Here is a 12,206-nt window from a genome sequence, read left to right as displayed (position 1 = left end):
CCGCAGGCCCCGGACGCCCGCCCCCGTCTGCTCCTGTGGCGCCGCCGACCCGTGCCGGCACCGCCGGGGCCCGCGCAGGTCAGTGGGTACGATGAACCGAACGCGCCGCCACGCCGGCGTGCGCCGGTGCCCGCGCGCCACCTCGCTGAAGCCCGTCCGAGCAGCTCAGGGGAGCAATCGTGGAAAATTCGCCCAGCACCGACCTTCCTGGTGGCGCCGGCCACGGCGAGCCGGGCGGTCACCTGCCGGAGCTGCCGGCCGGTTCGGCGCGGGTGGTGCCGCTCGGCCTGACCTTCGACGACGTGCTGCTCCAGCCCGGCGAGTCGGACGTGGTGCCGAGCCGGGTCAACACCCGTACGAGGCTCAGCCGCAACGTCGAGCTGACCGTGCCGCTGCTGTCCAGCGCGATGGACACCGTCACCGAGGCGCGGATGGCGATCGCGATGGCCCGCCAGGGCGGCATCGGCGTGCTGCACCGCAACCTCTCCCTGGAGGACCAGGCGCTCCAGGTCGACCTGGTCAAGCGTTCCGAGTCCGGCATGATCACCAACCCGGTGACGGCCAGCCCGGAGGACACCCTCCGGGAGGTCGACGAGCTGTGCGGGCGCTACCGCATCTCCGGCGTGCCGGTGGTCGACGGCGAGGGCCAGCTCGTCGGCATCGTCACCAACCGCGACATGCGGTTCGTCTCCGACCCGGTCACCCGGGTCCACGAGATCATGACCCGGACGCCGCTGGTCACCGCCCCGGTCGGGGTGAGCAAGGACGACGCGCTGGCCCTGCTGCGCCGGCACAAGGTGGAGAAGCTGCCGATCGTCGACGGCTCCGGCCGGCTGCGCGGGCTGATCACCGTCAAGGACTTCACCAAGAGCGAGCAGTACCCGAACGCGACCAAGGACGACGCCGGCCGGCTCCGGGTCGCCGCCGCGGTGGGCGTCGGGGAGGACGCCTACAAGCGGGCCCGGACGCTGGTCGACGCGGGCGTCGACGTGCTCATCGTGGACACCGCGCACGGCCACCAGCGGGCCGTGCTGGACATGGTCCGCCGGCTCAAGGCGGACGTGTCCATCGACATCGTCGGCGGCAACGTGGCCACCTACGCCGGCGCGAAGGCGCTGGTCGACGCCGGTGCCGACGGTGTGAAGGTCGGGGTGGGCCCGGGCGCGATCTGCACCACCCGGATCGTCGCCGGGGTGGGCGTACCGCAGATCACGGCGATCATGGAGGCGGCGCGGGCCGCCCGGCAGGCCGGCGTCCCGGTGATCGGCGACGGTGGCATCCAGTACTCCGGGGACATCGCCAAGGCGCTGGTCGCCGGGGCCGACACGGTGATGCTCGGCAGCCTGCTGGCCGGCTGCGAGGAGAGCCCCGGTGAGCTGATCTTCATCAACGGCAAGCAGTACAAGGCGTACCGGGGGATGGGCTCGCTCGGTGCGATGCAGTCCCGCGGGCAGGCCAAGTCGTACTCCAAGGACCGCTACTTCCAGCAGGACGTGCTCGCCGAGGACAAGCTGGTCCCGGAGGGCGTCGAGGGTCAGGTGCCCTACCGGGGGCCGCTCTCCGCGGTCGCCCACCAGCTCATCGGCGGGCTGCGCGCCGCGATGGGGTACGTCGGCGCGGAGAGCATCCCCGAGCTGCACCGGCGCGGCCAGCTCATCCGGATCACCGCGGCCGGGCTCAAGGAGAGCCACCCGCACGACATCCAGATGACCGTCGAGGCACCGAACTACCACTCCCGCTGACCAACCCCCGAGACATCTGGAGTCCCCATGCGTGACGTGGTCGAGATCGGGCTGGGCAAGACCGCGCAGCGCGGCTACCACCTGGACGACATCGCCATCGTGCCGAGCCGCCGGACCCGGGACGTCGACGACGTCTCCACCAGCTGGCAGCTCGACGCGTACCAGTTCGCCATCCCCTGTGTCGGGCACCCCTCCGACGCCACGATGAGCCCCGCCTCCGCCGTCCGGCTGGGCCAGCTCGGTGGGCTGGGGGTGCTCAACGTCGAGGGCCTGTGGACCCGGTACGAGAACCCGACCAAGATCCTGGAGGAGCTGGCCGGCCTGGGCGAGGACGCCCGCGCCACCAAGCGGCTCCAGGAGGTCTACGCCGAGCCGATCCGCCCCGACCTGATCGCCGAGCGGGTCCGCGAGCTGCGGGCCGGCGGCGGCACGGTGGCCGTCCGGGTCTCTCCGCAGCACACCCTGGCGCTGGCCCCGGTGATCCTCGACGCCGGCGTGGACATCCTGGTCATCCAGGGCACGATCGTGTCGGCCGAGCACGTCTCCACCACCGACGAACCGCTGAACCTCAAGGAGTTCATCGCCGACCTCGACCTGCCGGTGGTCGTCGGCGGCTGCACCGACTACAAGACCGCCCTGCACCTGATGCGCACCGGCGCCGCCGGCGTGATCGTCGGCATCGGCGGCGACGACTGGTCCACCACCGAGTCGGTGCTCGGCATCCGGGTGCCGATGGCCACCGCCATCGCCGACGCCGCCGCGGCCCGCCGCGACTACCTCGACGAGACCGGCGGCCGGTACGTGCACCTGATCGCCGACGGCGACATCCAGACCTCCGGCGACATCGCCAAGGCGCTCGGCTGCGGTGCGGACGCGGTGATGCTCGGCGAGGCGCTGTCGCTCTGCACGGAGGCCCCGGCCGGGGGTGCCTGGTGGCACTCGGCCGCCAGCCACCCGTCGCTGCCGCGCGGTGCGTTCGAGGTGGCCGGCGAGCCGCTCGGGGAGATGGAACGGTTGCTCTTCGGCCCCGCGGACGAGCCGGACGGCCAGCTCAACCTCTTCGGTGGGCTGCGTCGGGCGATGGCCAAGTGCGGCTACCGCGACCTCAAGGAGTTCCAGAAGGTCGGGCTGGTCCTGGACCGCTGACCTCGACGAACCGCTCCGACGCGCCGGCCGGGCCGATAGGCTCGGCCGGTGCGTCGTCTCATCCCCCGGATCCGGCCGGCCCTCGCCGTGGCCGTGGCGGCGGCCGTGGTGCTGGTCGGGTGCACCGACGACGGCGACTCCCGCGACGGGTTCCGGCCCGGGGCGGCCGACGCCGGTGACCCGTACGTCCCGGGCCGGGGCAACGGTGGCTACGACGTCTCCGGGTACCGGCTGGCGGTGCGCTACGACCCGGCCAGCGACCGGCTCACCGGGCGGGTGACGGTGTCGGCCGCCGCCACCGCCCCGCTGTCCCGGTTCAACCTGGACCTGGTCGGGCTGGACGTCTCCGAGGTCACCGTCGCCGGCGCGGTGGCCCGGCACCGCCGCGACGGGGACGAACTGGTGATCACTCCGGCCCGCGGGCTGCCCGAGGGCGCCGGGTTCACCGTGGAGGTCGCCTACGCCGGGGTGCCGAGCGCCGTCCACGACGGCGCGTTGGGCAGCGGCGGTTGGCTGCACACCGAGGACGGGGCGATTGCGTTGGGGCAGCCCGAGTCGGCGGCCACCTGGTACCCGGTCAACGACCATCCTTCCGACAAGGCCACCTACGACGTCGAGGTGACCGTGCCGGACGGTCTCGCCGCGTTGAGCAACGGCGTACCGGGCGAGAGGACCAGCGCGGACGGGTGGACCACCTGGCGGTGGCGCGAGGACGTGCCGATGGCCAGCTACCTGAGCTTCCTCGTCATCGGCGACTACCGGGTGGACAGCGGGACGCACCGGGGCAAACCGATGGTGACGGCGGTCGCCGCCGACCTGCCGGCGGACGGGCCGGCCGCCCGGTCGCTGGCCCGTACCGGCGAGATCGCCGACTTCCTCGCCGAACGGTTCGGGCCGTACCCGGCGGCCGGGTACGGCGGTGTCGCGATCGCCGACGACCGGATCGGGTACGCGTTGGAGACCCAGTCCCGCCCGGTCTACGGGCCGGGCTTCTTCCGACGGGGCGAGCCGAACCCGTCGGTGGTCGTGCACGAGCTGGCCCACCAGTGGTTCGGCAACAGCGTGACGGTGGCGAGGTGGCAGGACATCTGGCTCAACGAGGGCTTCGCCACGTACGCCGAGTGGCTGTGGGCGGAGCAGCACGGCGGCCCCACCGCGCAGCTCGCCTTCGAACGCCGGTACGCCATCATGGACTGGTCGAAGCCGTCGCTGGACCCGGGCCGGTCGGCGATGTTCGGTAACGGTGTCTACCAGCGGGGCGCCTTGGCGGTGCATGCGCTGCGCCGCGCCGTCGGCGACGAGACCTTCTTCCGGATCCTGCGCGGCTGGACGGCGCAGCGTCGGGACGGCACCGCCACCACCGCCGACTTCGTCGGGCACGCCGAGCAGGTCGCCGGCCGGTCGCTGCGCCCACTGCTGGACGCCTGGCTCTCCGGCTCGTCCGCGCCCGCCCTGCCCTGACACGTGGCCGGTCGTTACTCGGTACGCTGCCCCGGCGACCGGCCAGCCACGGCCGGCCGGCGGTGGCCGCAGGCCACCGTTCGGCACGGGGAGGAACGCACGATGCGCGGGGTACGACAGGGCCTGTCGATGGGGATCGCCGTGATGGCCGCCGCTGCACTCGGCCTGACCGGTTGCCCGTCCGGCGAGGCACCACCGGCGGCGTCGCCCTCGGTGAGCGCCGCACCGAGCCCGTCGCGCGACTACCGACCGGGCGCCGCCGGGGCCGGCGACGAGTACTTCCCCACCTACGGCAACGGTGGGTACGACGTGGGCGCCTACACGGTGAAGGTCCGCTACGACCCGCGTACCGACCAGCTCAGCGGGGTGACCACGGTCCGGGCCGCGGCCACCATGGACCTGGCGTCGTTCCACCTGGACCTGGCGGGCCTCACGGTCAGCGCGGTGACCGTGGACGGGGCCCCCGCCACCCACGTTCGGGAGAAGAACGAGCTGGTGATCACTCCGGCGTCCGGGCTCACCTCGGGCAACGGTTTCGTGGCCGAGGTCAGGTACGCGGGCAAGCCGAAGACCCTGAGGAACGCGGTGCTCGGCGAGGGTGGCTGGCTGCACACCGACGAGGGTGCGATCGCGCTGGGGCAGCCGGAGTCGGCGAGCACCTGGTTCCCGGTCAACGACCACCCCTCCGACAAGGCCACCTACGACTTCGAGATCACCGTCCCGGACGGGTTGACGGCGGTCAGCAACGGTGTGCCGGGCGGGAAGAGCAGCGCGGGCGGCTGGACCACCTGGAAGTGGGCCGAGAAGGCTCCGATGGCCAGCTACCTGAGCATGGTGGCGATCGGGAAGTTCCGGCTGACCACCGGGGTGCACAAGGGACGTCCGGTGTGGAGCGCGGTGACCACCTCGGTGCCCAGGGGCGCGGCGGACCGGTCGATCGCGCAGACCGTGCGGGTGGCCGACTACCTGGAGAGCGTCTTCGGGCCGTACCCGTTCGACGCGTACGGCGGGGTGGTGGTCTCCGACCCCCGGATCCGGTACGCGTTGGAGACGCAGAGCCGCCCGGTCTACTCCGCCGGTTTCTTCCGGCGGGGCGAGAACACCGAGGTGGTCGCGCACGAGCTGGCCCACCAGTGGTTCGGCAACAGTGTGGCGTTGACCGAGTGGCAGGACATCTGGCTCAACGAGGGCCTCGCCTCGTACGCGGAGTGGCTGTGGAACGAGCACAACGGCCGGGGCACCGCGAAGCAGGCGTTCGACGTGCGCTATTCGGGGATGCCGGCCTCGGTGTGGAGTACGCCGCCGGGCAAGCCCGGGGTACCCAACCTGTTCAGCCGGTCGGTGTACGAACGCGGCGCGATGACCGTGCACGCGCTGCGGGTGGCGGTCGGTGACCCGGCCTTCTTCGAGATCGTCAAGACCTGGGCGGCGCAGAAGCGGGACGGGAACGCGGTTACCGCCGAGTTCGTGGCGCTGGCCGAGAAGATCTCCGACAAGCAGCTCGACGCGCTCTTCGACACCTGGCTGTACGGCACGAAGCGCCCGGCCCGCCCGGCGAAGCTCTAGTTCTTCACCCGCAGCTCGGGGTGGGTGGCCAGGTACGCCTCGGCGTCGCCCGCCTTGAGTGCGGTGAGGAAGCCGGTGCTCACCGGCTTGAGCTGTTCGCCCCGATAGCCGCTGCCCTTGCCGACGCCGCTGCCGGGCAGCCCGACCAGGATGAGGCGGTCGGGGCTCAGTCCGCCGAGGGCGTATGCCAGGTCGACGATCCGGGGACCGCCGACATAGCTGACGGTGTCGCCGAGCGCGGCGACGACCTGCTCGACCCGGTCCGGCTGGCGGGCCAGGTCCTCGTCGAGGATCTTGGTGGCGAGGGCCTTGACGAGCTGCTGCTGGTGCCGCTGCCGGGCGTAGTCGCCGCCGGTGATGTAGCGCTGGCGGGCGTAGTCCAGCGCCTGCCAGCCGTTGAGGTGCCGTACGCCCGGCTCGTAGACCATCTGCGGCCCGACGTAGCCCCCGCCGGAGGGGGCCGGGTCGCGGTGCCGGCCGTCCGGTCTGCGGTGCAGCGAGACGACCCGCTGGTCGATGTGGAGGTCCACCCCGCCGAGGGTGTCGACCAGGCGGGTGAAACCCGGGAAGTTGATCACCGTGCCGGCGTCGATGCGCAGCCCGGTGTAGCCGGCGACGGTGCTGCGCAGCAGCTCGTACCCCTGGGTGGTGCTGGGCTGTCGCGGCCGGCCGGGCACCCGGCTGCCGTAGCTCATGGCGTGGGTGAGCTTCGTGCGCCCGCCCCGGTAGCCGGCCGGCGGGAAGGCCGGGATGTCGACCAGCAGGTCGCGGGGAAGCGAGAAGAGGTACGCCCGGTCCAGCCCGGCCGGCACGTGCAGGACCAGTACCGAGTCGCCGTGCGGCTCCCAGCCGGGGACGCTGACCCGGGTGTCGACGCCGACGAGGAGCAGGTTGAGCGGGCCGGTGACGGTGGCGGCGCCCGGCGGCGGGATGGTGTTGGGTGTGCCGGCGGGCGGCGTACCGGTCGGGCCGGTCGGGCTGGGCGGACCCGGCGGGCGTTGCGCCTCGTCGCGGCCGACCAGTCGGGTGGCCACCAGGCTGCCGGCGAGCACCAGCAGGATCGCGGCGAGGGCGGCCAGCAGCAGGGCCCGTGCCCGCCGTGCCGACCCCGCGCCCTGAGCCATCTGGACACCCCCGTCTGTACAACGCTCCGACGGGCCGGTCGGGTTGCGGGCCCACGGCCACCGGATCGCCGGCAACGCCATGATCACCCGGAAACCGGCACTGGCGCGACGGCTACCCGCCGGTAATGATGCCTTCATGCGGTACGACGTGGTGGTCGTCGGATCCGGCTTCGGTGGCAGCGTGACCGCGCTCCGACTGGCCGAGAAGGGGTACCGCGTAGCGGTGCTGGAGGCCGGGCGGCGCTTCGCCGACGAGGAGTTCCCGGAAACCTCCTGGCGGGTCCGACGCTTCCTGTGGGCCCCCCGGCTCGGCTGCTACGGCCTGCAGCGGATCACCCTGCTCCGCTCCGCCGACCGGAGGACCGGCGGTGGGGTGCTGGTGCTCTCCGGTGCCGGGGTGGGTGGCGGCTCCCTGGTCTACGCCAACACCCTCTACGAGCCGCTCGACGAGTTCTACGTCGACCCGCAGTGGCGCGACATCACCGACTGGCGCGACGAGTTGGCCCGCCACTACGACCAGGCCAAGCGGATGCTCGGCGTCACCACGTACCCGGTCACCACAGCGGCGGACCGGGCGATGCGGGCGGTGGCCGAGCGGATGGGGGCCGGGCAGACCTTCCACGCCACCCCGGTCGGGGTGTACATCGGCCAGCCCGGCCAGCGGGTGCCCGACCCGTACTTCGGCGGTGTCGGCCCGGAGCGCACCGGTTGCCGCCACTGCGGCTCGTGCATGACCGGCTGCCGGCACGGGGCGAAGAACACGCTGGTCAAGAACTACCTCTGGCTGGCCGAGCGGCTCGGCGTCGAGGTCCGTGCGTTGACCACGGTGACCGCGGTGCGTCCCGCGCCCGGCGGTGGGTACGCGGTGCACACCACCCGGACCGGCGCCTGGCTACGCAAGCGCCGCCAGGTGGTCCACGCCGACCAGGTGGTCTTCGCCGCCGGGGCGCTCGGCACCCAGCGACTCCTGCACGAGATGAAGGCGACCGGCGTGCTGCCGGCGCTCTCCCCACGCCTCGGCGAGCTGACCCGGACCAATTCCGAGGCCATCCTCGGCGCGTCGGTCGGGCCACGGCAGGCCCGCGCCCGCGGGCTCGACTTCACCGAGGGGGTGGCGATCACCAGTTCGTTCCACCCCGATCCGCAGACCCACATCGAGCCGGTCCGCTACGGCCGCGGCTCGAACGCCATGGGCCTGCTGCAGTCGCTGCTGGTCGACGGCGGTCCGCACCGGGTCCGCCGCTGGCTGGCCGACATCGTCCGGCAGCCGGGGTTGGCCGCCCGGATGCTCACCGTCCGCCACTGGTCGGAGCGGACGGTGATCGCCCTGGTCATGCAGTCGGCCGACAACTCGCTGACCACGCGGCTGCGGCGCGGCCCGTTCGGCCGGCGGCTCGTCTCCGGCCCCGGTCACGGCACCCCGAACCCGACCTGGATTCCGGCCGGCAACCAGGCGGCCCGGCTGTTGGCCGAGGAGATCGACGGTACGCCGGGCGGGTCGCTGACCGAGCCGTTCGACATCCCGATGACCGCGCACCTGCTCGGCGGGGCGGTGATCGGCGCGTCACCGACCCAGGGGGTGGTCGACCCGTGGCACCGGGTGTACGGCCACCCGGGGCTGCACGTGGTCGACGGCGCGGCGGTCTCGGCGAATCTCGGCGTCAACCCGTCACTGACGATCACCGCGCAGGCGGAACGGGCCATGTCGTTCTGGCCGAACCGGGGGGAGGCCGACCCGCGCCCGCCGCTGGGTTCGGCGTACCGCCGGGTGGCGCCGGTACCGCCGCGGAACCCGGCGGTCCCGGCGGGGGCACCCGGCGCGCTGCGGCCCTGACCGGTGCGATCGCTCGGCGCCGGCCCGTTCGGCGGGGACACCGGCCGTGAGCGGCGGCGACAGTCCGCGGCGCGCCCGGTGCCCGGCCCGTGCCCGGGGCGGGGGTGACGGTCGGTAGGCTTTCTGCACATGAGCACGCCTCGCCCCGTCCTCGTGGTGGACTTCGGAGCCCAGTACGCCCAGCTCATCGCGCGCCGGGTGCGCGAGGCGAAGGTCTACTCGGAGATCGTCCCGCACTCGATGCCGGTGGAGGAGATGCTGGCCAAGAAGCCGGCGGCGATCATCCTCTCCGGCGGCCCGTCCAGCGTCTACGCCCCCGGCGCCCCGCAGATCGACGCGGGGGTGTTCTCCGCCGACGTCCCGGTCTTCGGCATCTGCTACGGCTTCCAGGCGATGGCCCAGGCGCTGGGCGGCACGGTCACCAGGACCGGCAACCGCGAGTACGGCGGCACCCCGCTGCGCGCCCGCGCGGACGCCGGCGTGCTGCTCCGGGAGCTGCCGGACGACCTGCCGGTGTGGATGAGCCACGGCGACTGCGTGACCGAGGCCCCCGAGGGCTTCACCGTCACCGCCGAGTCGGCGGGTGCTCCGGTCGCCGCGTTCGAGGACCTGGCCGGCCGGCGGGCCGGCGTGCAGTTCCACCCGGAGGTCGGGCACACCGCGCACGGGCAGCAGATGCTCCAGCGCTTCCTGTACGACATCGCCGGCATCGAGCCGACCTGGACGCCCGCGAACATCATCGACGACCAGGTCGCCGGGATCCGCGAGCAGGTGGGCGACAAGGAGGTCATCTGCGGCCTCTCCGGCGGCGTGGACTCGGCGGTCGCCGCCGCGCTGGTGCACCGGGCGGTCGGCGACCAGCTCACCTGCGTCTTCGTCGACCACGGCCTGCTGCGGGCCGGCGAGGCCGAGCAGGTGGAGAAGGACTACGTCGCGGCCACCGGCATCAAGCTCAAGGTCGTCGACGCCCGGGAGCGGTTCCTCGGCGCTCTGGCCGGGGTCACCGACCCGGAGCAGAAGCGCAAGATCATCGGCCGCGAGTTCATCCGGGTCTTCGAGGCCGCCGCCCGGGAGATCGCCTCGCACGGCGACGTGGAGTTTCTGGTGCAGGGCACGCTCTACCCGGACGTGGTCGAGTCCGGTGGCGGCACCGGCACCGCCAACATCAAGAGCCACCACAACGTCGGTGGTCTCCCGGACGACCTGAGGTTCGCCCTGGTCGAGCCGTTGCGCACGCTGTTCAAGGACGAGGTCCGCACACTCGGGCTGGAGCTGGGCCTGCCCGAGGCGATGGTCTGGCGGCATCCGTTCCCGGGGCCGGGCCTGGCCATCCGGATCATCGGCGCGGTGGACGAGGAGCGGCTCGCGGTGCTGCGCCAGGCCGACCTGATCGCCCGCGAGGAGCTGAGCAACGCCGGCCTGGACCGGGGCGTCTGGCAGTTCCCGGTGGTGCTCCTGGCCGACGTGCGCAGCGTCGGTGTGCAGGGTGACGGGCGCAGCTACGGGCATCCCGTGGTGCTGCGCCCGGTCTCCAGCGAGGATGCGATGACCGCCGACTGGTCGCGGCTGCCCTACGAGGTGGTGGCCCGGATCTCCACCCGGATCACCAACGAGGTCGCCGAGGTCAACCGGGTGGTCCTGGACGTGACCAGCAAGCCGCCGGGCACCATCGAGTGGGAGTGAGCCGGCTCATCCGGCCGGCGGCGTGGACGCCGGCCGGGGTTGCGGCTACGGCGCGGGCCGGCTGGTCGGAATCACCTCGGTCGCCGGCTCGATCGTTTCGGTCTGTGGTTCGGGATCCGGATCCGGCGTGGTCGGCCGGGTGGCGATCGGCACGGTGGGTGGTTCCGGTGCCGGCCGGTCGGCCGGGATGGCCTGGACCGGCGTCGTCGGGTCCTGCGGCGCGGGCGCCGGGGTCGGCCGGGGCGCGGCCATCGGCGGGCCGGCGGGCGGCCAGCTGACCGGCGGAGCCGGTGGGCTGGTGTTCGTCGGGTGCGGCCAGGCGGGGGCACCGGGCGGCTCCTCCGGCATCAGGAACCACATGATCGGGTACGCCAGCGCGGCGATCCCTCCGGTGGCCAGGGCCGCGACGGCGAACACCACCCGGACCAGGGTGGGGTCGACGGCGAAGTACCGGCCGAGGCCGCTGGCCACGCCGGCGATCATCCGGTCGGTGGTGGGCCGGCGGAGCTGCTTGTACGGGGCCTGGGGTGGCGGTGTCGGGGTCATGCCTCCACGGTCCGCCCCGGGGCGTCGGATCGCCTCGGTGACTGCCCGGATCCGTACCCTGATCGATCCCTGATGGTCCAGTTCAGAGTCAGGAATCCGACACTTTTCCATGGCGGTAACTGGTCACGGGGACAATTTCGTCTCGTGACCACCTTGCTGGAGCCGCTTCGCAGGATCGCGGCATACGCAGTTTGTGCTGATTCAGTCGGCCGAGTGTTGCTGGTCCGCGCATCGGAGCGCTCCGGCACCCCCGGCGTGTGGTCCCTGCCCGGTGGGGCGGTCGACCACGGTGAGGATCCGAAGCACACCGTCGTGCGGGAGACCGCGGCCGAGACCGGGTTGTCGGTCGCCGTCTCCGGTCTCGACGACGTCCTCGCCGACATGCGCGCCCTGCCCGATCGGGGCATCACCATCCACACCGACCGGCTGATCTACCGGGTCGGGGTGCGTGGCGGCACCCTGGCCGACCGGGTGGACCGTCCGACCGACCTGGCCCGGTGGTACACCCTCGACGAGGCGCGTGAGCTGCCGCTACGGTCGTTCACCGCGCGTGCCCTGGGGCTGCCGGCCGCCTCGGCCGACATCGTCCCGGACGAGCCACCGGAGTTCCCCTCCTTCTACGCCGTCCCCGGCCCCGACGGCCTGCACCGCGCGCAGCGCTTCGCCGCGTACGCCGTGGTGACCGACCCGCAGGGGCGGGTGCTGCTGACCCGGGTCTCCGACGGGTACCCGGGTGCCGGCTGCTGGCACCTGCCCGGCGGCGGCACGGATTACGGTGAGCAGCCCGGCGCGGCTCTGATCCGGGAACTCGTCGAGGAGACCGGCCAGACCGGCCGCCTGATCGGGCTGCTCGGGGTGGCCAGTCACCGCGATGCCGCCTCCCTCGGTCCGGAGGGCTATCCGATCGACTGGCACGGCGTACGCGCCTTCTACCGCGTCGTCGTCGACAAGCCCGCGCCGCCCACGGTCGCCGACGTCGGCGGTTCCACCTGTGAGGCCCGCTGGTTCGCCCGGGAGGAGTTGGGCGCACTTCCGACGGAGCGCCTGACCGAGGTCACCGCCGAAGCCGTCCTGGCCGCCAACCTCACCTGACCCCCACCCCCC

The 12,206-nt window shown here is 73.0% G+C and carries 8 protein-coding genes and 1 pseudogene; 7 read left to right on the top strand and 2 right to left on the bottom strand.

Annotated elements, in window-relative coordinates:
* Positions 1-179 precede the first annotated feature (179 nt).
* The 4 genes from guaB to E1166_RS25410 all read left to right on the top strand — a co-directional run bounded on the left by guaB (position 180) and on the right by E1166_RS25410 (position 5,915).
* Complete coding sequence (gene guaB / locus E1166_RS25425; protein ID WP_132342464.1) at positions 180-1,742, top strand: IMP dehydrogenase; 1,563 nt, start codon at positions 180-182, stop codon at positions 1,740-1,742.
* A 27-nt stretch (positions 1,743-1,769) separates the two neighbouring features.
* Positions 1,770-2,888: a GuaB3 family IMP dehydrogenase-related protein gene (locus E1166_RS25420; RefSeq protein WP_132269443.1), complete on the top strand. Its 1,119-nt coding sequence runs from the start codon at positions 1,770-1,772 to the stop codon at positions 2,886-2,888.
* Between the two features lie 48 nt (positions 2,889-2,936).
* A complete protein-coding gene (locus tag E1166_RS25415) occupies positions 2,937-4,349 on the top strand; it encodes a M1 family metallopeptidase (protein WP_132342463.1) in 1,413 nt (470 codons plus the stop codon).
* Positions 4,350-4,451: 102 nt separating this feature from the next.
* Positions 4,452-5,915, top strand: coding sequence for a M1 family metallopeptidase (locus E1166_RS25410; RefSeq protein WP_132342462.1), 1,464 nt, complete (start codon positions 4,452-4,454; stop codon positions 5,913-5,915).
* Here the strand turns inward: E1166_RS25410 and E1166_RS25405 are convergent.
* Complete coding sequence (locus E1166_RS25405; protein ID WP_132342461.1) at positions 5,912-7,039, bottom strand: LCP family protein; 1,128 nt, start codon at positions 7,037-7,039, stop codon at positions 5,912-5,914. The two genes, E1166_RS25410 and E1166_RS25405, sit on opposite strands and share 4 nt — an antisense overlap.
* Positions 7,040-7,175: 136 nt before the next feature.
* Between E1166_RS25405 and E1166_RS25400 the strand changes: the two genes are divergently transcribed.
* On the top strand, positions 7,176-8,873 hold the full coding sequence (locus E1166_RS25400) for a GMC family oxidoreductase (RefSeq protein ID WP_132342460.1): 1,698 nt from the start codon (positions 7,176-7,178) through the stop codon (positions 8,871-8,873).
* Positions 8,874-9,002: 129 nt separating this feature from the next.
* Positions 9,003-10,556 carry a glutamine-hydrolyzing GMP synthase gene (gene guaA / locus E1166_RS25395; protein WP_132269432.1) on the top strand — a complete coding sequence of 518 codons (1,554 nt, stop codon included), beginning with the start codon at positions 9,003-9,005 and terminating at the stop codon, positions 10,554-10,556.
* Between the two features lie 306 nt (positions 10,557-10,862).
* Here guaA and E1166_RS32270 read toward each other — a convergent pair.
* Positions 10,863-11,102 (bottom strand): annotated as a pseudogene (locus E1166_RS32270) (PspC domain-containing protein); the annotation flags it as partial.
* Positions 11,103-11,246: 144 nt separating this feature from the next.
* Between E1166_RS32270 and E1166_RS25385 the strand changes: the two are divergent.
* Positions 11,247-12,194 (top strand): NUDIX hydrolase, encoded by a 948-nt coding sequence (locus tag E1166_RS25385; RefSeq protein ID WP_132269428.1) that lies wholly within the window; start codon positions 11,247-11,249, stop codon positions 12,192-12,194.
* The last annotated feature ends 12 nt before the right edge of the window (positions 12,195-12,206 follow it).

The organism is Micromonospora sp. KC213 (genome assembly GCF_004348325.1).
Classification (GTDB): domain Bacteria; phylum Actinomycetota; class Actinomycetes; order Mycobacteriales; family Micromonosporaceae; genus Micromonospora.
The sequence above is the reverse complement of the archived record's forward strand: the minus strand, read 5'-3'. Positions and strand labels throughout refer to the sequence as shown.